Below are 22,428 nucleotides of genomic sequence, written 5' to 3'. Positions count from 1 at the left end.
TGCCGCTGGTCAACCGCGACCGCATGTGGCACTACACCGAACTGGAACCCGATCTGGCCTGGGCACGCCATCCGCATCCTGCCCGGACCATCGTCGATGTGATTCGACGCCCTCGGCAGACGCCTATCCGCCCCATGCCTGCCCGGCTACGACACCCCAGCACACTGGAATACCTACGCACCACCGAAGACATCGCCGAACACGGTTCCCGCTTTCCCTCAACGAGCATCCTTGCCGGACGGCATCGGCGGACCCGTCGATGCCGATCATGTCGAGGTCGTGGGCACGCATCGTGCGGAATCCGAAGGACTTGTCGTCGTCGAGATCGAGCTGGTCGAAAATGGGGCCGCGGATCCCAAGGTGCATCGAGTGGTTCTCCACGAGCAGTCCTTCCTCGAAGGCGCGGCGGAAGATAGTTCCGTGCGTCACCGGGGCGTTGAAGTAGGTGTCCCAGGTGTCCAGATGTGCGTCGAAGCGCACGAGCGACACTGGGCCGTGCTCGCGGGTGACGGCCCGCAGCATCGCGGAGGCCCTACCTCAATCCAAGATCGTCGATCTACGACGCAGCAAGGTTCAAAATCCGTCCATCACGCAGAACGTTTACATGGGTCGTGATGTGCACGAATCCTGCTGCCACCCGCCCACGTCAAGCCGAACGCCGGACTTGCGGATTTGGCAAAGAGCTACTTCTTGGTGCCGAAGAGGCGGAAGTCGAAGGTGTGCGCGAGGCGCTGCGGCGTACTCGATGCGCAGACGCTGATCCGCCGACCTCGCTCTGATCTCCGGGAGCCCCCGGATGTGGCTTACGCTGGTTCAGGACGGGGGGTGAGCCGTGTCCGTGGCAGATATCGCCGAGCTCGTGCGCGTGCGGGGAGATCAGCTGCTGGCGACCACCGACGACGTCGACGCAGTCGTCCACGTGGTCACCTCGAACCTGCGGCCGCATGCCCTTCGGGTTCGCGATCGCGGTGAACGCCTGTCCGCGCGCCTGGATCACCTCGACAGCGGCTCGGTCTCGCTGAACCGGCTCCATTACGGTGCGAACGTCACCATCTCGGAGGTCGCTCCGGAGCAGGGCGAATTCCTGCTCTCACTGCCCGTTGGCGGGCGGGCGCGATTCGCCTACGGCGAGACGGCCGCGGTCCTCGCACCGGGCACCGCCTCGGTGGTGAGCCCGTACCGCGACTTCCGGCTCGACATCGACGGCGGGTTCGACCAGGTGGTGCTGCGGCTTGATCGGCAACGGGTGGAAAGGACCGCGGCGCTGCTGACCGGCTCGGCAGAGGCGGTGCCGGTGCATTTCGACCTCGCGGCCGGCAGCGTCTCCACGGGGTTGCTGGGACTCATCGAGGCGGCAGTCCAACTGTCCACCGACCCACGTCTCGACAACCGGCCTCGGCTGGCCGTCCAGCTCGAGACTCTGCTGACCGAAACGTTGCTGCTCGGCTACCCGAACAATCTCAGCAAGAAGCTCGGTGGCGCTGCCGAATCGCCGTCGTCTGACCGGGTCAGGCGCGCGATGGAGTACATGCTGGCGAATCTGCCGGAATCGTTCTCGCTGTCAGCCGTGGCGCGCTATTGCGAGGTATCGCTGCGCAGCTTGCAGATCGGGTTCCGGCGCGAGCTCGGCTTGTCACCCGGCGAATGGCTCCGGGCGCAACGCCTGGACCGGGCGCACGCGCTCTTGGCGGCGGCTGATCCGGCGAGCACGACGGTGACTGCGACCGCTCTCGCGTGCGGCTTCGTTCACCTCGGTGACTTCGCCGCGCAGTTCAAGCAGCGCTTCGGTGAGTCGCCGTCGACAGTGCTTCGCAAATCCGATCGTGGCGGTTCGCGCAGGCGGTAGTTGCGCGTCCGCGTCGTCCGCAGACTCGACGCACTGGTTCGGGCCGGAAGCCCGGCGTGCCACTCCAATTCAGCAAGGAGACAACCGCCATGTCTCTGTCCAATGAGGACAAACTCGCGATCATCGAACTTTCGAACTCGCAGATGCGGTCGCTCGACAACCACGATGTCGAAGCATGGGTGGGGGCCTGGGTCCCTGATGGGAAGTTCATCGCCACCTACGGCACGTTCGCCGGACACGATGCGATCCGCGCGTTCATCAAGGGCCACATCGCGGCCGGCAAGGAAGACGGCGTCCGGCACCTGCTGACGAACTACGTCGTCGACAGGCACGGTGACCGCGGCACCGCGCGGTGTGCGGTCACCAAGCTCCAGGTCGAGAAGCCGCCGTTCATCATCGCCACGGGTATCTACACCGACACCCTCGTGCGCACCCCCGACGGCTGGAAGTTCGAGTCGCGACAGCTGGACATCGACCACGGCGTCTTCGCGCGGGCCGAGGTCGAGGCCGCTGCGAACGGGGCGGCCAATGGCTGAGCTCGCCGTGGAACAGTGGGGAGAGTCCGGGCCGCGGATCGTCATGGTGCACGGCAGCCTGAGTTCGGCTGCGGCGGCATTCAGCGAGCAGCGGGTGCTCGCGGACCGGTTCCGGATCATCGCCCCATACCGCCGGGGTTACCGCCCCAGCCCGCGCACCGATCGAATCGATCCGGATCGCGATGCTGCCGAGATCGTCGGACTGCTCGGCGATGGGGCGCACCTCCTCGGAACCTCGATGGGCGGTGTGGTCGCCATGCGCGCTGCGGCAATCGCGCCGGAGAAAGTCTGGTCGCTGACGGTGATCGAGCCGCCCGCACTGCCCAACGGCGCGGGCCGGCCGGCGGCCGACCGGCTCTCAACTGCCCTTCGCCGCCATTGGGCAGAGGCCGACAGCGGGGATCCCGAATCCTTCGTGGCCGGCTTCCTCAAGGTCCTGAACATTGACCTGCAGTTGCCCACACCGCTTCCACCGCCGCTGCTCGAGGCGGCCCGCAATCTCACGACGGAGCGGCCATGGGAGACAGGTGTTCTGGCGGAAGCGCTGGCGCAAGCGCCGTTCCCCAAGCTCGTTGTGACCGGTGGAGGCACTCCCGGATTCGAGGACGTGGCCGACGCCCTGGCCGAGGCGATGGACGCCAAGCGCGTCCTCTTCGACGGCAGCCCACACGCCGTGCAACGGATCGGCCAGCGGTTCAATGACGAACTCCTGGCTCACCTGAGCGCGGCCGGAGCCCTGTCGGCCTGAGCCGCGGAAAGCGGCTTGACCTCGTGTCCGCGTCGCCCCGACCGCCGCAACCATCCGGCGGTCGGGGCGGCGCGACCGCCGGAACCATCCGGCGCTCATCTAGTGCCTTGTCGGGCAACGTTGACCTAGCAATCGAGATGTCGAAAAGAAGATTTCGAGTCGCCACGAGAACCGTAATCATTTATGCGGATCTTGCCAATGTGAGGAGAAAATTGTGCGACACCCCTGGGGCAACGTGTTGAATTCCCTGGCCTCGTTATACGTCTCGCACCTCGACGGAGTTTCCCACCATGCATTCCCCACGTGACTTCGAGCATCCCGTCAGGCTGGCCGAAGACAAGATGAATCGTGCTCTTGAACAGCGCCGCTGGGACGAGGTACGACGGTGCCGGAGCGACATGCTCACTGCGCAGGCTCACTGCGCAGCCCACGGCTGCGCCCTGCCCGGTTCGTCGCCAGACCGCTCAGGCGACCCCGTCCCGGCGACGCTGGGCAGGGTGGGTGGTGTGCAGTGGCATGCGGTTTTCGATCAGGCGCCCGTGCCCACCGCAGTGTTCGATGCGCAAGGCCGCTGCCGGTACGTCAACCCGGCGTTGTGCACTCTCGTGGGCCAGGATGCTCGAGACTTCCTGCAGCCGAGCCCGCACGACACCTCATGTCCGGGCAACGCTTTCCCGCGAACCGCCATCGTCGCCGACACCCTCGCACGCGGACACGCTGTAGCCGAGACCCGGCACCACAAGCCCGACGGCCAGACCATCTGGCTGCGGCTGTCGGGTTCCGCGATCAACGACACCGCCGGCGGTGCTTGCCACATCCTGGTGCAGGCCGAGGACATCACCGCCCACCGAAGCCGCGAAACCCTGTGGGAGCGGTGTTTCGCCACTGCGCCGATCGGGATGGCCCTGCTGGACCTGCAGGGACAGTGGACCTCGGTGAACGACGCGTTGTGCGACCTGCTGGGCTACCGCCGCAGCGAGCTGCTCGCGATGCACTTTTCCGACCTGACCTACCCCGGCGATCACGACCAGGGAAACACCGCGCTCGCTGAACTACGCGAGGGCCGCACCAAGACCGTCAGCATCGAAAAACGCTACCGGCACAAGGACGGACACCCGATCACGGTCTTGATCCGGTCCGGCGTGATCACCGGCCCCGACGGCATGCCCTCCTTCCTCGTCAGCCATTACGAGGCGATCGGCAACGGACGCATGACCGATACCCAACTGGCCCACCTCGCCTTGCACGACCCGCTCACCGGACTGGCCAACCGCGCCCTACTCGCCGACCGCCTCCACCACAACCTCGCCACACTCGCCGGTGGCAGCGGCGTTCTCGCTGTGCTCGTCGCCGATCTCGACGGGCTCAAACAAGTCAACGATCAATACGGCCATCTCGTCGGCGACCATCTCCTGATCGCAGCCGCCCACGCACTGCTGGGCGGCGTGGAACCCGGCGCCACGGTGGCGCGACTCGGCGGCGACGAATTCGTCGTCGCCGGCCTCGTCGACGACATCCCCGCAGCCGAAGCATTCCAGGACCACATCGCGCAACTCCTCAACACCCAGATCACCGCAGCCGGACATCAGCTCAATCTGAAGGCCAGCGTAGGGATTGCCATGACCCAAGACCCCACCACTCCACCCCAAGAACTCCTCCACGCAGCCGATCAAGACATGTACACGCGCAAGAAAACCCGGAACAAGTAACACACGATTTGAAAATCACTGGCCAAGCTAGACATCATCAACCTTTGGCAATCCTGCCGATGGCCCCAAACCGTGCGTGGCACGGCCATCTGGCGCTGATCATGGAAAACACCGGAGAGTAAAACGGGACTCGTACGCTGTGCACGGACGTGCCCTGGCGTCGATCAGCTCGCAGCCTGTCAGCTATCGGGCCTGACGGGCCGGTTCAGCAAGTCTGCGCCGCCGAGGACCTCACCATTCGCGGCCCGACCCACAAGATTCACTCCGACTCTCGCGGCACCTACGACGCTCGTCACGTCCACGCTGAGCTCACCTTCGGTCACTCACCGGGACCATTGCTGCACGGCGAAGCCCGCGTAGGGGGCGCTGCGATCGCCCGTGCTCCGGTTGCCGGGAGTCGACGAGATCGTCATCGCCGACCGCGACCTCGAAGCCGCCGAGCGGCTGGTACGCCGCCTCGAGGGATCGCCCGTGCCAGCCCGCGCCGTCAAAGTCGACGTCACCAACGACACGGAGTGGCGCGACGCGCTGGCCTCGACCGATCTGGTCCTCAATGCCGTCGGTCCTTACTGCCGCTTCGGCCTTACCGTGCTACGAGCGGCCATCCACACTATCTGGATATCTGCGACGACTGTGAACCAACGTTGCAGATGCTCGACCTCGACCAGGCCGCCCGCGAGCAAGATGTCTGTGCCGTCATCGGGATGGGCGCCAGCCCGGGTATCAGCCAACCTGCTCGCCGCGACTGCTGCCGCTGAGCTCGACTCCGTGCAGAACTCGTATACCGCATGGCCGGTCAACGTCGGAGGCGCCGGAAATGTGACGGCGGACGACGCGCAAATGATTGGCTCCGAGGCCGCCCCTCGGCGGCCGCTGAGCATTGGATGCAGCAGAGCAGCGGCACGATCACCACCGTTCGCGCCAGACAGTTCACAGCCCAACGGCCGCTGAGCCCGGTGACACTGAGGCTACCCGGCGGCCGAAGCGGTACCGCCTATTCCTTCGGCCACCCGGAACCGATTACCCTGCGGCGCAGCCTGAAACCCATCGGTGACGCCTTCAACCTGATGGTCGTCCGTCCGTGGACGGTCGCCTACCTCGACGTTCTCCGCCGAGGCACCGACAGCGAGCGGCTGACGAACAAGTCGGCCGCTGCGGACTTTGTCAAGCCGACGTTGTCGCGCATCGTCCGATCGATCCCGACCGCCGTTCGATCCCACTGCCCCGGCACGCTGCCGCCGTTCTTCGCCGCCGTCTCCGGGACGGGAGCAGGGCCGCGACCACACGGTCCTCGCGCGTCTCAACCAGTCCGGCCCGCCCGCCGATCCGGTCCGCGGCCTCCTCGGCGATATGGCCCGCGTCACCGGAATTCCGCTGGCGTTGGGCATGTCACAGATCATCGACGACACCGCACGCTGCCCCGGAGTGCACTCGCCCGGAGCCGTCATCGATCCGGAACGGTTCTTCGACGATCTCGACCGCGTACTCGATCGCAGAAACGACACACTTATCTATATCGTCGAATGCGAACCGATCCCGTAGGTGTCATGGCGCCGGCCGGTGGTAATCCACCGCCCGGCCCATGACACGTACTCGACCGAGTAGGCGTCCGCTGAAGGAACGGCTGGCCGTCAAACTGTTTCGTGCGGATTGTCAACGATCAAATGAGATCGAGCGTAGGATGGTCGAGCTCAGTGACATGCTGTGCACCGACCGCACGAGGTGAACGTTGGACAACAACCACAACCGCGACACCGATGTCTCTACACGAACCCTCGTCGAGAGCATGATCCGCGATGACGCGACGATCGATGCTGGCGAGCTCTACGACGTCGCCAACGCGCTCGGCATGACCGACCAGCAGGTCCGGCTCTGCATCAAACGCCTGGCGACGGAAGGGCGCTTCACGCAGGAGGGTCGCGGACGGAGAGCGGTGTTGCACGCCACCGGGCTGACACGCAGCTCGATCGAGCCGGATCTGGAGTTCGTCCGATTCATGTACGCCCAGGACCGCGGTCAAGCGACCTGGGACGGAGTATGGCACCTCGCCGCGTTCGGTGTTCCAGAATCGGCGCGCCAGGCCCGCGACGCCATGCGCGATGCGATCCTGCGGCACGGCGGCGCTCCGATCCAGGGCGGCCTCTACGTCTCGGCGAACGCCTGGGAGGACCGAATCCGGTCCATCGCAGCGCAACTCGAGGTCACCGACCACATCGCCACACTGACCACGGCGGACCTCGCGATCGGCGACATCGGGCAACCCCGTGAACTCGCTGAACACCTGTGGCCGCTCGGGCGTATCGCAGACGGCCATCGACGGCTTCTCGCTGCTGCAGAACGATTTCTCCCGGCGCTGCGTACCGCTTCTCGCACCGAGGTCCTGACCATTGCAGTCGAACTGGCGGCGGAATTCACCCGCGCTGTCGAGCCGGATCCGCTACTCCCACCGCAACTACTCCCTCAGCCGTGGGTTGGTACCGCCGCGCGTGCAGCGGTGGCCGCCTGCTGGGCGGAACTGCTGAAATCAGAGCTGGAGCAACCGATCCGGCTGTTCCGCTGGTACGCCGACGCCATCAACGAGATCGCGAAACCCGTCGGCGCCCACTCGTGACGGTCAGCGCTCCTCGGGCACTGGCCGCAGTTCCGCCACGTCGGCGGCAGCGGAATAAGGATCAAGAGGGGCACCAGATACATCACCGCAGCGACGCGACAGTTGTCGCGAGCCGGTGATCCGCGTTCCGGTTCGGTCACCAGGCAGGCACTCGACGTTGCAGGCGAACCCATCGTGCGACGCGACAGGGTAGTTCGCACTGCTCGCACGTACCGCGTTGGACAGTACCTCGGTGCTTTCATCGACATCTGAGCTTTCCAAGATCCCGCGCAGCGCAACGTGATACGGCTCCCGGCGCACTGGTGTCGAGCTCCGACACCAACCCGTTGGTCACCTACCCGAGGCCCGCGCTGCGCCAGCGATATCGACCGGGGGGCGAACTCACTGAGAGAGCGTCTGTGAACTGGGTCAGCGGGTGAGACGATTGCCGAGCTGCCAGGTGGCGGCGGTCCAGATCATGGCTTCGTGGGTGGCGGGGAGGGTCTCGTAGTCGCGTACGAGGCGGCGGAATTTGGCCTGCCAGGCGAAGGGAGCGTTCCACGCCTTCGACGTCGTCGTCGAACAGGACGCGTCCTTCTGGCGATTCGATCCGCACTTTGCCGCCGTGGCGATAGACGCCGCCAACCTGGTCACGTGCGAGGACTCGGGCGTCGTCGCCTTCGGCGATGATGATTCTCTCGTTCGAGAAGCGCAGCGTGGCGCTCTGATAAGTGACGAAGAAGGCGATGACAAGGCCGACGATAGCGAGCACCGCGGGTCGGCCGATCACCATGATCGGGGACTCGAACGAACCGAGGAACTTCAGCATGTCCACATACGGAAGCGGGTGCTCGGCGGCGAACTGAAGAACCCAGGGAAGGACGAAGCCGAGACCGGCACCGACCGCGCCGCAGAAGATCCATATGACCACCTTGGTTTCGAGGGTCATCCGGAGTTCAGTCTCGGCAAGATCTGACATCTTCATCATACGATCGTACTAGGTTTATCTCATTGATTCAACGATCATTCAACGATCGTTTGTGTTACGATAGTTTCATGGAAGGCAGTCGGCTGACCAGATTTCTCGAAGTTAGGAGCATGTGATGAAGGTCCTCGCATTGGGCGGGCCGGGCGCGATGGGTGCCGTCGCGGTCCAGACCGCCGTGAACCTGCCGAGTGTCGAGGAGATCGTCATCGCCGATCGCGACCTCGCCGCCGCCGAGCGCTTGGCGCACCGGCTAGCTTCCGCGTCGGTGCCGGTCCGCGCCCGCAAGGTCGACGTCACCGACGACGCCGAGCTGCGAGAGGCGCTGTCGTCGTCGGATCTGGTGCTCAACACCGTCGGGCCGTACTACCGGTTCGGCCTCACCGTGTTGCGCGCGGCGATCGAGACGCAAACGCATTACCTCGACATCTGCGACGACTGGGAGCCGACGCTCCAGATGCTGGACCTCGACACAGCCGCGCGTGACGCCGGTGTCTGCGCGGTCATCGGCATGGGGGCGAGCCCGGGCATCAGCAATCTGCTCGCCGCAACTGCCGCCGCGGAGCTCGACTCGGTGCTGGACGTGTACACGGCGTGGCCGGTCGACGTTCCCGGCGCCGGAGACTCCGAGAAGAATGGTGCGCAGCTCCTAGGCCCCGACAACCAGCACTCGGCGGCCGCCGTGCATTGGATGCAGCAGATCAGCGGGACGATCTCGGCCGTCCAGGCCGGGCAGCTCACCCAGCAGCGACCCCTGCGGCCCGTGACGCTCGCACTGCCCGGTGGTCGGCACGGTACCGCCTACACCGTCGGCCACCCCGAACCGGTGACCCTCCAGCGCACCCTCGAACCCGCCGGCGAAGCAGTCAACCTCATGGTCATCAATCCGTGGACCGTCGCCTACCTCGACACCCTCCGCCGCGATATCGACCGTGGTCGGCTGACGAACGAGGCCGCCGCTGGGCAGTTTGCCAAGCCAAACGCCCTTCGCATCATCCGCGCCGTTCCAACCGCACTCCGATCCAAAGCACCCGGAACACTTCCCCCGTTCTTCGCCGCCGTCTCCGGGACGAAGCAGGGACGCGAACACATGGTCCTGGCACACCTGTCCCAGTCCGGCCCGAGCGATGATCCCGTCCGCGGACTACTCGGTGACATGGCACGCGTCACCGGAATACCGTTGGCAATGGGCATGTCTCAGGTCGTCGACGGCACCGCGCGCCTACCGGGCGTGCACCCACCAGAAGCCGTCATCGACCCGAAGCGCTTCTTCGACGACCTCGACCGCCAACTCGGACGCATCACCACCACGCCCATCTTCCTGGTAGAACGAGAATCGATCAGGTGATAACGCATTGGCCAGCGGGGAGACCCCTTCCTCCCCGCTGGCCCTGCACCACACTCCTGACCGGGCGTGCGCACCTTCGCCACCGGTGGCATCACCGACATCCACCTGCCCAAGCAACGAGTGTTGCGCCCACCAGCACGGTCTCGCCTGGTCTTCTCGGCGGGTCAGGCCTCACCGCGACCGGCCCTCAAGCTCGCAACGCCTCGCGCACATAGTCGACGATCGAAATTATTTCGAACGTAGGATGGATGAACGCAGCGGACATTGCGCGAAGCGACCGCAAGAGGTGAACCGTTGGACACGAGCCAGGACCGCACCACCGACATATCCACCCGCACCGTGGTCGAAAGCATGATCCGCGAGGACGCCACGATCGACGCTGGTGCACTCTACGAAGTCGCCAACGCCCTCGGCATGAGCGACCAACAAGTCCGACTTTGTATCAAGCGCCTTGTTGCAGAGGGCCAGTTCACCCAGGACGGCCGCGGCCGCAAAGCCCTGCTACGCGCTACCGAACAGACACGCAGCTCGATCGAACCGGACCTGGAATACATCAGGCACATGTACGCCCAGGACCGCGGGCAGGCATCCTGGGACGGTGTCTGGCATCTGGTTGCCTTCGCCATCCCGGAGTCGGCCAGGCAGGCCCGCGACACGATGCGTGATGCGATTTTGCATCTCGGCGGTGCGCCTATCCAAGGCGGCCTCTACGTGTTGGCGAATCCACTGGAGCCCCGCGTTCGAGAGGTCGCAACCGAACTCGGAGTCACCGACTACGTCACAACACTGACCACGACCGACCTGACGATCGGCAACATCGTCGCCACCCGCGAACTCGCCGAGCGCCTGTGGTCCCTAGACCGCGTCGCCGCTGGCCATCGACGACTCCTCGACATCGCCGAACATTCCCTGCAGGCGCTGCGCGGCGCCACCCACATCGAAGCGCTCACAATCGCCATCGAACTTACGGCGGCCTTCACCAACGCCGTGGAGCCAGATCTGCTGCTGCCCCCTCAATTGCTGCCACAACCTTGGGTCGGCACCGCCGCCCGCGCCGCGGTCGCGGCCTGTTGGTCGGAACTGCTGAAGTCGAAACCTTCGGAAAAGATCCGGCTGTTCCGCTGGTACTCGGACGTGGCTGCAGGGGTCTCCAACCCCATGGCAGCCGACAGAGGCCAGGACACATGACCTTGGACTCCCGTACCGTGTTCCCCGGATTACCGCGGCAACTGCAGGAATTGTCGCTCGTCTGCGACCAAACTACGGGATTGGCTTTTCAGCTGCGGTGCTCGAAGCAGGCCAGCAAGCATTGCGTGCACTCGGGTAGTTCCGCGGTCCCGGACACAACAACCAGATCCCCGGTCGTCGGGTCCGCAGGGGGTCGTCTTCGAACGGGAGAACGCGGTCCGGCCAGCGGGCCAGCAGGCAGCCTCGACGCGCACGTTCGTCGTCACCTAGCGGATTCCGACCGCAGCAGCCGCACCAGTGACACCGCCCCCATCAACGCGGCAAGCACGGTGAGAACGAACCAGAACCATCGCCAGGCCTGTGGCAACGGCAGCAGTACGAGGAAGGAACATCACCGGGTTACATGACCGCGGCCACACGCAGCCGCCGGTCGTCGCGGACGTGCGCACGGCGTCGTGCCTCCGCGGGGTAGCCCGCCAGCTCGCCCCGCGCTAGCAGGCTGCCCACCACGGCTGTGCGCCACGCGTAGACACTGGCCGCGATCTATCGCGTTATGAACGCCGCGCCGAGCAGCTGCACCCACACCGGCGGATCGCCCACCTCGGGCTACGAGAACGGCAGCGTTATGACCGCGAGGACCAGCGCACTCGCCCCTTCGAAGACGACGAATCGCCGAGCGGGCCTCAGATGTCGCACCCCGAGCCCCCGTCGGCGACCGTTCGCGCTGGTTTCCATCACGCCGCGGGTGCGTTGTTCGCCATGGTCAGTTCATAGGCGTCCGGATCGAAGATGGCGGTTTCCCGGCGATAGTGCCAGGTATGTCCTGGCCAGATAGTGGTGATCCGGTTCTTGCCGTCCTGGTACCAGCTGGCACAGCCGCCATTGGCCCAGACCGTGGGGCCGAGCAGCCGCTGGAGGCGGGCGTTGTACGACTCCTGCACGCTCGCCCGGACCTCGACGGCGTCGACCCGCTGCTTGTGCATCAGCTGCAGGCAGCCAACCAGGTAAGCGATCTGGGACTCGATCATGTAGATGAGGCTGTTGTGCCCCAAGCCGGTATTGGGTCCGGCCATCAGGAACAGGTTCGGGAAGCCCGCGACCGTCGTGCCTCGGTACGCTTGCGGACTGCTCTGCCACGCCTCCTCCAGCGAGCGCCCGTCGGAGCCGAAGACAACCCGCTGGTGCGAACCGTCGGTGACGCGGAAACCAGTGCTGAAGATCAACACGTCCAGGTCGTGGGCCTCGGCATCAGCGTCGGCAACCGTCGTGATCACCCGTCCCGGTTCGATCCGGCTGATCGAATCAGTGACGACGCTGACATTCGGCTGCGTCAGCGCGGGATAATAGTCGTCGGACAGCAGCACTCGCTTGCAGCCCAGGGCGTAGCTCGGCTTGAGCTTCGCCCGCAGTACCGGGTCGCAGACCTGTCGCCGAAGGTGCGACTCGGCCTCCCGCCGACCAAGATCGAGCAGCGCCCTGTTGCCCATCAGCGCAGGCACCGACGCTTCGCGTCGCACGTACTCGATGCCCCGCGCGATCCGGTCCAGAATCGGCAGGCGGCGGTACAACTCCTGCCGCCATGCCGGGATTGCTCGGTCGTGCCGTGGCGTGACCCACGGGGGCGTGCGCTGGAAGACCGTGAGATACCCGGCCTGCCGCTGCACATGCGGGATGAATTGGATTGCGCTGGCACCGGTTCCGACAACACCCACGCGCAGCCCGGTGAGGTCGAGATCGTGGTTCCAACGCGCGGAATGAAACATCTTCCCGCCGAACGAGTCGAGGCCTGGCAACGCGGGGATCGCCGGCTCCGACAGAGGTCCCTGCGCCAGCACCAGCACACTCGCAGTTAGCGAACCGGTACTGGTCTGCACGCGCCACACCCGGCTTTCGACGTCCCACTCCGCGTTCTCAAGCGCACATTTGAAGCGGATGTGCGGGCGCACACCGAAGTCATCGGCGCACCGGCGCAGATAGTCGGCGATCTCCGGCTGAGACGCGTATCGCCTGCTCCAGGAGGGGTTCGGCGCGAAGGAGTACGAATAGAGCCGGGACGGAACGTCGCACGCGCAGCCCGGGTAGGTGTTATCACGCCAGGTGCCGCCCACCTCGCTCTCCCGCTCGATCACGATCACATCGCGAAACCCGTTCTGCAGCAACCGGATTGCAGTACCGATCCCGGCGAAACCGGCACCGACGATCAGCACGTCGACGTGGGCGTCAGCGGACCGCTCGACCGTGCCGCGGCGCTGAACCGAGCGCTTGTCCGCGCTCGGCCGACTCCCGTTCGGCATCATCCCAACTCCTCCCACAAGCTCATCAATCGAAAACAAAACTATCATATAATTTACGATCGTCTGCGTAATGAGAGTTTACTTGGAACGGCTTCGCCCTGATACGCAACCCGCCTCCCGGCCTTGGCCCCCGCGGCGGATACGTCCCTGCAGGCCCAGTCGAGGATGATGCGCGCGACGAAGTGGGGCATCAACGGCTTCGTCGAGTCCGTCGCGCAGGAGGTCGCGCCGTTCGGGATCGGAGTGACGATCGTCGAGCCGGGCGGCGTGCGCACTGAATTCCGCTGTGGCAGCGCGCAGGTGGCCGAGCTCGTGCCCGCCTACGACGGCAACCCCGCGCACGCCTTCCTGAAGATGCTCTACCCGGCCAACGGCCTGGCGCCCGGCGACCCTGCGCGGATGGCCGCGCGGATCATCGAGAGCGTCGACGTCGGGCCCGCGCCGCTGCGCAGGGTGCTGGGCTCGTAGGCACTAGAGAGCACCCTCGCAACGCTGCGCAAGCGCATCGACGACTTCGAGGGGCAGCGGGAACTCGCCGCCTCCACGGACTTCCCGCCCGGGGAGTGACACCGGGTTTCGGCGGATCCGGACGTCTTTCCGTCCGAAGAGGACAGTCACCTTTCAATCTGAAAACGTGGAGGGACATGAGAATGACCACCTGGAGCAGTTCTGAGCTCTCCGCCATCGGCGGAGGACCATGTTCCTGGGCGATGCTGGATGGAGCATCGCTACGGGCGAAAAGGCGAACTGCAACCGGCCCGAACCCGGTTGATCGAGGCAAGACCCGCTCCAAGATCCACGCCCTGTCCGACCGCTCAGGCAATCCCGCTCACGGTCGGTGCCTCCGCGGCCAACACCCACGACAACGCCGTATTCAAGCCGCTCGTGCTCCGAACGAGGCGGGCCAGTATTCGAGCACGCTGGACCCAACGCGGAGTTCACGCCGCAAGGCGTCGGAAGAGATCGGTCGGTGACGCCGCTCCCAGTGTTCACCTCCAGGCGCCATGCACCGTTGATCAACGGGTCCTCACTCTCGCTGCCCGCCAATGATCCATCCTTCTTGCTGACATCACGCTGACCAGGAGCGTTGTTCACAGCCGTGCGCGGCGCTGGTGCTTCGCCGGTCTCAAAATCCGCCCAGCAGATCGGCCTGGGCGTGTTCTTGGCCAGACCGATCAACTTCGTTAATGGACCTCAACATGCTTGGCCCGACCTCCGCCCACCCGATCAGCAGCAGCGGGCCGACCGTATCGAAGGCCGCCTTGCCGAACTGGCCCTCGCAAATCGGGTCCGCCACGTTCAACGCCGGCGAGACCGCAGTGGCGAACATCAACAAGCGCTGCGCCGGGCGCAACTGAGATGGAGCGTGCCCAGCAGCAGACCCAAGACTGACAGGCCGACGGCGGGAGCCACCAGCGGCGCCACATACGCCGGAACTCCGAGCCGGAGTCCCAGGGTCAAGACGTTCCCAACGCCGAAGAGGAAGGTGAGCGCGATGACGGCGGTCCGGCCGGCTCGCCGCATGCGTGCCACGATCTCGACCTTGTCGGCGGGCAGCACTTCGGAGATCATCTCAACGATGCCGATCTCGTCGACCACGCCCCGTGCCGTGGCGTCGTTATCGCCGGTGAGCAGGACCGTGCGCAGGCCGAGGCGGTGCAGTTCGGCTATCGCTCGCTTTGCGGACGGCTTGACCTCGTCGGCCAACGCGAGGACCGCCCCGATCTGGCCGTCGCATTGGATGAAGACCGCAGTTCTCCCCTGCTGTTCCCACGCCTCGCGCTGCCGGTCGAGCTCAACGGGTTGACCGCGGTCGGTGAACAGCTTGGCGCGCCCGACGGCGACCTCCCGCCCCTCGACGATGCCGTGCACGCCCAGGCCGGGCTCGCTGGTGAACTGCTCCACGCGAGGCAACGTCCCGGCCTCTTCACGGGCCGTGGCACTGATGGCCGCCGCGACGGCGTGTTCCGAGACGTCCTCCAACGCGCGAGCCAGGCGCAGCGCGGTGGCCCGGTCCGTGTCATCGACGCACCGAATGTCCATAACGGACACTCGACCGGCGGTGACCGTGCCGGTCTTGTCCAGTACCACGGCGTCGATGTTCTTGGTCGCTTCCCGCGACCACCGGAGAACCCCGGCAATATCATGACCTGGACTACGGCTTGTGCTCCTACACCTTCTTTGAGCAATCCCCCCCGGATGGCTTGCGCGAAGTGCTTCTATACGCCGAAGAACTCGACAAAACCCAGCTGCTCGAGGCGACGGACAACCAGCAGCGCATGCTGCCGAGCGTCCCACTCACCGACGACGAGCGCGCCACTGTGGACGACGGCCACGCCACCACTCGGCCACAGACGCCTCGACGAGAGCGTTCCAGCCACGGTCGAGCAGCGGTTCGTGCACCGAAGGATCACACCGATCGGCGGCCACCAGTCGCGCACCATCCGCGATGCCGAACTGGCGCCGCGGGCCAGGCACGTCACCGGTGGCCACGTTCGATCGTCTGCCGGTACAGTTCCCGGTCCACCCGCGCTGTTCCACCCAGAATCAATATGACACCCGCCATCGGACGGTCAGGAGGATTCGCCGACGCGAATCCGGCGGGGTCAGGGGGTGACGGAGGCGTACGCGTTGGCCAGCTGCTTCCAGATCGTGTCAGCGACCTCCATAGGTGCCATCCGGTTGGCCACGACCATCAGGGTCACGCCTCGCGCCACGTCGGTCCCTCCCATCGAGGTGAAACCGGCGTAGGCGCCCGAGTGTCCCTGCCAGGTACGCTCCGCGACCACGGTGCGGCTGGTGGCCATCCCGTAGGTGCCGCCCTGCGCGAGCGACTGCGGTGACGGCGTGGTCATCGCCGTGACCGTGTCGGGTCGCAGGAGCTGATTCTCGATGAACAGCGCGTCGAGGAACCGGGCGGCGCCGAGCGCGGTGCCGGCGAACATCCCGTCCCCGAACGGCAGGCCGTACAGGTCGGTGGGGATGCCCGTGGCTCCGTAGGCCGTGAAGTAGTCGGTCAGCACGTCGCCGGTCCCGGCGGTGTAGCCGTGGGCGAACCGGAGGAAGGCGTCCTCGGATCGCTCAGCGGTCAGCAGGTCGCTCGTTTCCCCCGCCTTATGGAAGAAGCTCCGGATGCCGCGCTCGAGCGCCTCGTCTCCACCGGACGCCCTGCTCAGCACATGCGCCAGGATGATGAATCCGGTGTTGGAGTAGGCGAACTCCTTGCCGGGGGAGACCGGCTCGTGCACGCCCGGCGCCAGCATGGCGTAGGTGTAGGGCCTGTTCGGATCGTATTGGTCGCCGCCCTCGAACAGAGGGGCGGTCTCGGGGACGTCGTAAATGTCCGCGTAGCCCGCGGTGTGCGTGAGCAGCATCCGGAGCGTGACCACATCCGAGCCAGGCACGTCCTCGCCGACATAGGCCGCGATTGGCTCGTCCAGCGCCAGGACGCCGCTCTCGACCAGGTGCAGGGTGTACGTGGCCAGGATCGTCTTGCCGAAGCTGGCGAAGCCGAACATCGTCGAGCCGGTGACCGGCGAGGACGGGTCATTGATCGCCTCGCCGGAGTTCGCCGACCAGATCACCTTGCCGTCGCGCATCACGACCGCCTGGACGCCGGGATCACCGACCGCCGCGGCCGCCCTGGTGAACGCCCTGTCCAAGGCGGCCTGCACCGGGTCCTCGCTGGCCTGGGCCACCGCTGCGGACGATTGGAGGATGCCCAGCCCGCCCATGAGGAGGCTGAGTGCCAGCACGAGTGCTCTGATCATCGCTGCCCTTTCGCGAGGTCTGCGGCTTTCCTCCTTGGAGGAGCGCGCATCATTGTGAATTCGGTTCCGCGGCGGCTCTTTGGCTAGATCGCCAAGCAGTGCATCTGTGCGAGACGCGGACCCCCCGGGATCCGGCGGGCGAGTCCGACCTGTGCATGCTGCGCAGCCGCGATCTTCTTCAAGGTGCGGCCAAGGCGCGCGGTGCGCGTGCGGTGAGAAAGCCGAGCCCCTCAAGCGGCGCACCGCCGAGGCCTTTGTCAGGGCTGCGCGGCGCATCACCGGGCCTCCTGCGAGCAACCCCGGTCGGGATCGCAGCGCCATCAAAGTTCACAGACACCGTGCTGGTCCGGCGGGCGATGTTGTGAGGCGCTCCAGGGCCTCGGGGTCGGGCCGGACGCCGAGGCCGGGGCCGGTGGGCACGCCAATCGAGTCGCCCTCCAGGACGAAGGGCCTGGTGATGTCGCTGGCGTAGTAGCGAGCCGTGGCGGAGATGTCGCCCGGCAGCGTGAAGCCCGGCAGCGAGGCCAGAGCCAGGTTGCCGGCGCGCCCGAGGCCTGTCTCCAGCATGCCGCCGCACCAGACGGGCACCCCGTTGGCTTGGGCCAGGTCGTGGATGCGGCGGGCTTCCAGGTAGCCGCCGACCCGGCCGGGTTTGATGTTGATGATCGAGCAGGCGCGGGCCCGTAGGGCGGCTGCCGCGTCAGGGGCCGAGGTGATCGACTCGTCGAGGCAGATCGGTGTGTCCATGCGCGCGGCCAGGTCGGCGTGGGCCTGGAGGTCGTCGGGGGCGAAGGGCTGCTCCAGGAGCGCCAGGCCGAAAGCGTCCAGCCTGGTCAGGTGGCGGGCTTCGGCGGGGGTGTAGGCGGTGTTGGCGTCCACGGTGAGCATCAGTTCAGCGCCGAACGTCTCGCGCACCACGCGGACCGGTTCGAGGTCCCAGCCGGGCTCGATCTTGAGTTTGATCCGCGCGTAGCCGGCGCCTACGTGCCGGTCGACGGCGTCGAGGAGGGCGTCGAGGCTGTCGGCGATCCCCACCGAGACGCCCACGCGCACGCTCGGCCGCACCCCTCCGAGGTGGACGGCGAGCGGCGTCTCCCGCGACCTCAGCACGGCATCCAGGACGGCCATCTCGACCGCCGCTTTGGCCATGGGGTGGCCGCGGAAACGAGCGAGCGCGGGCCCGACGCCCGCGGGGTCGAGGTCGGGTACGGCACGCAGCGCGGGCGCGAAGAAGCGGGTGATGACGTCAGCAGCCCCGTGGAGGTACTCCGGGCTGTAGGTGGGGTCGTCTTCGGCCACGCACTCGCCCCAGCCTTCCTCGCCGTCGGCGCCGCGCACCCGCACGAGCAGGGCGTTGCGCACGGTCTGGGTGCCGAGCGAGGTGCGGAACGGGCTGATCAGCGGGAGCACGACCGTTCGCACAGAGAGATCGGCGAGGTTCATGCAGCACGCTCCAGGACATACCACCCGTCGCGGGTGAAGCCGGTGACGCGGTAGCCCTCGGCCAGCGCGCCGCCCAGGGCCTCGCGCTGCGCGGCCCGCCAGGCCCGTGCCGCGCCGGGGTCCTCGTGGCGCATCCGTTCGACGTCGGCGGGGGTCGCGCATTTCAGTACGGCGGAGCCGCCCGGCCCGGCCACCCGGCCGGAGGAGTCGAGGATCACTCGTGCCCCGCTGCTGTCAGCGGATTCGGCCCGCGCGCCGTCCACGGGCCATTCGGCGAACAACCGGTCCGACACGTCGCCGTCGTTGATCCCGTCGGTCATCGGGCCGTAGAAGTCGATCAGGTAGCGCTCGGCCCGCGCGCCCAGGCGGGTGAGGTTGAAGTAGGCGTTGCGGCGTACGAGCGGGTCGAAGGTCCAGGAGATCGACCGGAGCCCGCGCTCGATCGCCCACCTGCGCTGGTGCTCCTTGATCGCCCGTCCGATCCCCCGCCCCCGCGCTTCGGGGGCGACGCCGGTCACATGGGAGTGCAGGCTCTCTCCCGCCGCCAGGAAGCCTGCCGCCGCCCCGACGATTTCCTCGCCGAGGAAGGCTCCTGCGACGTAGCCGCCGGTGTGGGCCAGGGCGCACATGATGTCGACAGCGACGGGAAGGGCATCGCCGTCCTGGGTGTTCCACACGCGGCGCAGCAGCTGGTCGGCGGCCTGGAGTTGGGGGGTGCCGTGCAACGAGGCGACGCGCACCCTGGTGAGGGTTTCGACCATGGGCCCAGCATCCCGCCGCTGCCGGGGCTCAGGCGTTGGCGTGGAGGCAGAAATTCATCCGTCCTCGTTTGTGCCCGGGCGCAGTGCGGCCGGGGCTAGTCGCAGTTGCAGTGCCAGGACCAGCCGGACGTCAGGGTCGTCCAGGGCGATGAGCTCGCCGATCCTGCGCAGGCGGTAGCGCAGGGTGTTGGGGTGCAGCGACATCGTCTCGGCCGCCCTGGGCACGTCGTAGTGCTTCGCCATCCACACCCGCAGGCTGTGCACCCAGTCGGTGCCGTGCCTGGCGTCGTGCTCGGCCAGCACCGACAGGGGTTCGCCGAGGAGGGCGGGCCTGGCGCGCATGGAGGCCGCCACCTCCTGCAGGTAAAGCGCCGCCGCCAGCTCCTCGTGCCCTCCTACCCTGCCGGTGGCGAACGGCCCGCACATCGCGCGCAGTGCCTCATCGGCCTGGCGGGCGCTGAGCGGCGCCTGGACCACGGAGGGCACGGTCCTGCCGATCCCGGCCCGCCACCTGTCGCCCAGCCGTTCCTCGATCTGGCCGAGCGTTCCGGCGGTGATCTTGCGCAGGAGGGGCGCGGTGGAGTCAGCGGCCACGACCGCGTAGGCGCGGCCGTCGACTGCGCCCACCGCGGCCCTGATGCGGTAGGCGAGGTAGGCGGTGCGCAGGAGGTCTCCGGCGTGGCCTGCGGCGAAGGCGTCGCCATCGCCCGATCCGATGGCGACGACGACGACCGGTTCGCCCGGGTTGAGGCCGAACGAGGTGGCCAGCTCGCCCACCGGGCCGAGGCCGCGCAGCAGCCAGCCGAGCCACTCGTCCCTGGTTCTGCGCGCCTCGTCAGCGGCCAGGTTGAGCCTGCCCAGGTGCGGGGCGGCGTTTCTCGCGGCCTCGGCCAGGACCTGGGGCGTGTCGGGTTCGAGCGGGGTGTCGGCCTCTATGACCCAGATGGTGCCGAGCGCCTCGCCCCCGGCCCGGACCGCTATGGCCAGCCGGGGCAGGTATTCGCGGGGTTCGTAGCTCCAGACGGCTTCGTCGGAGCGGAGGACGGCGGCGTACTCCTCGGCATGGGTCGGGTGCTCGGGGACCCTGCGACCCAGGATCCCGTCCCTGCGCAGGTCGTCGATCCGCTGCCCGCCGACCGTGGAGTAGGCCAGGACGCGCATGGCCAGGTCCTCGATGGCCACTGCTCCGCCCGCGCGCGCCGCCACCTGGTTGGCCAGGACGAACAGGTCGGCCGCCGTCGTCCTGCCCAGGTCTGCGGCCGGGGCGACGACGGCCAGCAGGGCGTCGACCAGGGTGTAGAGCTGACCCCACGACAGGCCGGGAGCGGCCGCCAGAAGCGCGATCCTCGCCGCACCTGCGGCCTCCTCCAGAGCCGCAAAACCCACCGAACCTCCCGAAACGTCCGGGCCTCGGACCACTACGGCGGCCACCCCGGCGGCGGCGGCCTGCTGGACGTCGGCGGGGTCGGGGCGGCCGGTCACCAGGAGGAGCGCGCCCTCGGCGGGGCTAGCGAGCGGCTCGCCCGCGCCGTGGATGACGGGTGCGCCGACCAACGTCTGCCTGCCGCCGGGCAGGCAGATCGCGGTGACGGCGTCGGGGCCGAGGCTGTCGAGCAGCACGCCGAGCGTGACGCGTCCGTTGGCGCTCACCGGCGCAGCACCCGCCCGCGCCTTCCACCGGTGAACTCGCCGCCCTCGATCACGGGGTGACCGGCCAGGAGCACGTGTGTGACGCCAACCGGGGCAACGTCTGGAACTTCGTAGGAGCCATCGTGCCTGATGGCCGCGGGGTCGAAGACGCAGACGTCGGCCACGGCCCCCGTTCCGAGCCATCCGCGGTCGGCCAGCCCGAACTGGGCGGCCGTGGCCGAGGTGATCTTGCGGATGGCCTCCGGCATCGGCACGACCCCGCGCTCGCGGACGTAGGACCCGAGGAAGACGGGGAACGTGCCGAACGTGCGCGGGTGGTTGGGCCCGACCGGCGGCCCGCCGTCGGAGCCGATGGAGACCAGCGGGTGCCGCATGATCCGCGTGACGTCGTCCTCGTGCATTGTGTGGAAGACGCCGGAGCCGTGCGGGTCGTCCATGATCAGGTCGCATAGCGCGTCCCAAGGGTCGCGGCCGTCGAGCACGTCGGACAGGCGTTTTCCGAGGCTCATGAGCTGGACGTCCTCCGGGTGGACCTCGCGCCACAGGCCGACGCCGCTGCCCTGGTGCGGGTCCTCGGCGAGGGCGCGCAGCTTGGCGCGTTCGCCGGGGTCGCCCAGTCGCCTGAGCAGCTCGTCCTGCCCGCCCTCGCTGGCCATCGGCGGCACCAACGCCACCAGCTCGGTGCCGAACGCCTGGTACGGGTAGACGTCGGCGCGCAGATCGACGCCACGCGCCCGCGCCTGGGTCAGCTTCGCCAGCAGCATCTCCGAGTCCCCGTGCACAGCGCGTCCCGAGGCCTTGCAGTGCGAGACCTGCAACCGCAGCCCCGCCCCCTCGGCCACGGCGATGGCCTCGTCGAGCGCGTCGGCCAGGCCCTCGCTCTCGCTGCGCATGTGGGTGGCGTAGACGAGGTTCCACCGGCGCGCGACGCGGGCCAGCGCGATCAGCTCCTCGATGCCCGCGTAGGCCCCGGGCACGTACTCCAGCCCGCTCGACAACCCCACCGCGCCCGCCTCGAACGCCTCGGCCGCCAGCCGTTCCATCGTCGAGAGCGCGCCCGGCGGCAGGGCGGCGTCCATCCCGGCGACGGCTTCGCGCAGAGTGTTGTGCCCGACGAGAACGGCGAGGTTGCCGGTCGTCCCCGCCTGTTCGACAGCGTCGAGGTAATCGCCGAAGGCCGGGAAGGCCCGGTCGCTCAGGATCTCCGGCGCGAGGGCCGAGGTCAGCGGGGTGATCGGCGCGCAGGAGAAGCCGCAGTTGCCGACGATCTCGGTGGTGACGCCCTGCAGCAGCTTGAACGGGTGCTCGCCGTCAAGGAAGGGCACCGTATCGGAGTGGCTGTGCGGGTCGACAAAGCCAGGTGCGACGATGAGTCCGTCCACATCGGTGACGCGGGAGGCCGGTCCGAGCTCGCGCCCGATCGCGGCGATCCGTCCGCCGCTCACGGCCACGTCGGCGGTACGGCCGGGCGAGCCGAATCCATCGTGGACCGTGCCCGCGCGCAGGATGAGGTCGTGCATGGAGGAAGCCTTTCCTGAAGCGACCGAGTTTGCTTCGTCT

The 22,428-nt window shown here is 67.3% G+C and carries 20 protein-coding genes; 10 read left to right on the top strand and 10 right to left on the bottom strand.

Annotation, left to right across the window (positions count from 1 at the left end; translation table 11 throughout):
- Positions 1-123 precede the first annotated feature (123 nt).
- Positions 124-522 carry an arginase family protein gene (locus tag AC07FN_RS14205; protein ID WP_478396003.1) on the bottom strand — a complete coding sequence of 133 codons (399 nt, stop codon included), beginning with the start codon at positions 520-522 and terminating at the stop codon, positions 124-126.
- A gap of 397 nt (positions 523-919) precedes the next feature.
- On the opposite strand from AC07FN_RS14205, the gene AC07FN_RS14200 reads away from it, so the two are divergent.
- The 7 genes from AC07FN_RS14200 (at position 920) to AC07FN_RS14170 (ending at position 7,450) form a co-directional block, all read left to right on the top strand.
- On the top strand, positions 920-1,846 hold the full coding sequence (locus AC07FN_RS14200; RefSeq protein ID WP_478396002.1) for an AraC family transcriptional regulator: 927 nt from the start codon (positions 920-922) through the stop codon (positions 1,844-1,846).
- A gap of 89 nt (positions 1,847-1,935) precedes the next feature.
- Complete coding sequence (locus AC07FN_RS14195) at positions 1,936-2,382, top strand: nuclear transport factor 2 family protein (RefSeq protein WP_478396001.1); 447 nt, start codon at positions 1,936-1,938, stop codon at positions 2,380-2,382.
- Positions 2,375-3,130, top strand: a complete 756-nt coding sequence (locus AC07FN_RS14190; RefSeq protein WP_478396000.1) for an alpha/beta fold hydrolase — start codon at positions 2,375-2,377, stop codon at positions 3,128-3,130. Before AC07FN_RS14195 ends, AC07FN_RS14190 begins: the two co-directional genes overlap by 8 nt.
- A 497-nt stretch (positions 3,131-3,627) precedes the next feature.
- Positions 3,628-4,839: a diguanylate cyclase domain-containing protein gene (locus AC07FN_RS14185; protein WP_478395999.1), complete on the top strand. Its 1,212-nt coding sequence runs from the start codon at positions 3,628-3,630 to the stop codon at positions 4,837-4,839.
- A gap of 387 nt (positions 4,840-5,226) precedes the next feature.
- On the top strand, positions 5,227-5,790 hold the full coding sequence (locus AC07FN_RS14180) for a saccharopine dehydrogenase NADP-binding domain-containing protein (RefSeq protein WP_478395998.1): 564 nt from the start codon (positions 5,227-5,229) through the stop codon (positions 5,788-5,790).
- Positions 5,791-6,189: 399 nt separating this feature from the next.
- Positions 6,190-6,381: a hypothetical protein gene (locus AC07FN_RS14175; RefSeq protein WP_478395997.1), complete on the top strand. Its 192-nt coding sequence runs from the start codon at positions 6,190-6,192 to the stop codon at positions 6,379-6,381.
- Between the two features lie 187 nt (positions 6,382-6,568).
- Complete coding sequence (locus AC07FN_RS14170) at positions 6,569-7,450, top strand: PaaX family transcriptional regulator C-terminal domain-containing protein (protein ID WP_478395996.1); 882 nt, start codon at positions 6,569-6,571, stop codon at positions 7,448-7,450.
- 334 nt (positions 7,451-7,784) lie between these two features.
- Here AC07FN_RS14170 and AC07FN_RS14165 read toward each other — a convergent pair whose 3' ends face one another.
- Positions 7,785-8,408: a YqeB family protein gene (locus AC07FN_RS14165; protein WP_478395995.1), complete on the bottom strand. Its 624-nt coding sequence runs from the start codon at positions 8,406-8,408 to the stop codon at positions 7,785-7,787.
- Positions 8,409-8,532: 124 nt separating this feature from the next.
- Between AC07FN_RS14165 and AC07FN_RS14160 the strand changes: the two genes are divergently transcribed.
- The gene (locus tag AC07FN_RS14160) at positions 8,533-9,762 is read left to right on the top strand and encodes a saccharopine dehydrogenase family protein (protein ID WP_478395994.1); all 1,230 of its coding nucleotides are present in this window, start codon (positions 8,533-8,535) and stop codon (positions 9,760-9,762) included.
- Between the two features lie 294 nt (positions 9,763-10,056).
- Positions 10,057-10,950, top strand: coding sequence for a PaaX family transcriptional regulator C-terminal domain-containing protein (locus AC07FN_RS14155; RefSeq protein WP_478395993.1), 894 nt, complete (start codon positions 10,057-10,059; stop codon positions 10,948-10,950).
- A 734-nt stretch (positions 10,951-11,684) separates the two neighbouring features.
- Here the strand turns inward: AC07FN_RS14155 and AC07FN_RS14150 are convergent.
- Entirely contained in the window at positions 11,685-13,247 is a 1,563-nt protein-coding gene (locus AC07FN_RS14150; protein WP_478395992.1) for a flavin-containing monooxygenase, read from the bottom strand.
- 162 nt (positions 13,248-13,409) lie between these two features.
- Here AC07FN_RS14150 and AC07FN_RS14145 point away from each other — a divergent pair, with 162 nt between their 5' ends.
- On the top strand, positions 13,410-13,712 hold the full coding sequence (locus AC07FN_RS14145) for an SDR family NAD(P)-dependent oxidoreductase (protein ID WP_478395991.1): 303 nt from the start codon (positions 13,410-13,412) through the stop codon (positions 13,710-13,712).
- A 658-nt stretch (positions 13,713-14,370) separates the two neighbouring features.
- On the opposite strand, the gene AC07FN_RS14140 is transcribed toward AC07FN_RS14145, so the two are convergent.
- From AC07FN_RS14140 to AC07FN_RS14110, 7 genes are all read right to left on the bottom strand, one after another.
- Positions 14,371-14,574 carry a hypothetical protein gene (locus tag AC07FN_RS14140; protein ID WP_478395990.1) on the bottom strand — a complete coding sequence of 68 codons (204 nt, stop codon included), beginning with the start codon at positions 14,572-14,574 and terminating at the stop codon, positions 14,371-14,373.
- On the bottom strand, positions 14,574-15,542 hold the full coding sequence (locus AC07FN_RS14135) for an HAD-IC family P-type ATPase (protein ID WP_478395989.1): 969 nt from the start codon (positions 15,540-15,542) through the stop codon (positions 14,574-14,576). The genes AC07FN_RS14140 and AC07FN_RS14135 overlap by 1 nt, the downstream gene beginning before the upstream one ends.
- 308 nt (positions 15,543-15,850) lie before the next feature.
- Positions 15,851-17,014: a serine hydrolase domain-containing protein gene (locus AC07FN_RS14130; protein WP_478395988.1), complete on the bottom strand. Its 1,164-nt coding sequence runs from the start codon at positions 17,012-17,014 to the stop codon at positions 15,851-15,853.
- A gap of 327 nt (positions 17,015-17,341) precedes the next feature.
- On the bottom strand, positions 17,342-18,457 hold the full coding sequence (gene menC, locus AC07FN_RS14125; protein WP_478395987.1) for an o-succinylbenzoate synthase: 1,116 nt from the start codon (positions 18,455-18,457) through the stop codon (positions 17,342-17,344).
- On the bottom strand, positions 18,454-19,218 hold the full coding sequence (locus AC07FN_RS14120) for a GNAT family N-acetyltransferase (protein ID WP_478395986.1): 765 nt from the start codon (positions 19,216-19,218) through the stop codon (positions 18,454-18,456). The genes menC and AC07FN_RS14120 overlap by 4 nt, the downstream gene beginning before the upstream one ends.
- A gap of 54 nt (positions 19,219-19,272) precedes the next feature.
- Complete coding sequence (locus tag AC07FN_RS14115; RefSeq protein WP_478395985.1) at positions 19,273-20,868, bottom strand: PucR family transcriptional regulator; 1,596 nt, start codon at positions 20,866-20,868, stop codon at positions 19,273-19,275.
- Complete coding sequence (locus tag AC07FN_RS14110) at positions 20,865-22,388, bottom strand: N-acyl-D-amino-acid deacylase family protein (RefSeq protein WP_478395984.1); 1,524 nt, start codon at positions 22,386-22,388, stop codon at positions 20,865-20,867. The genes AC07FN_RS14115 and AC07FN_RS14110 overlap by 4 nt, the downstream gene beginning before the upstream one ends.
- Positions 22,389-22,428: the final 40 nt, after the last annotated feature.

Source organism: Saccharopolyspora sp. NPDC045941 (genome assembly GCF_056431445.1).
Note: the sequence above shows the minus strand (reverse complement) of the source record. Positions and strands in the feature narration are given on the sequence as shown.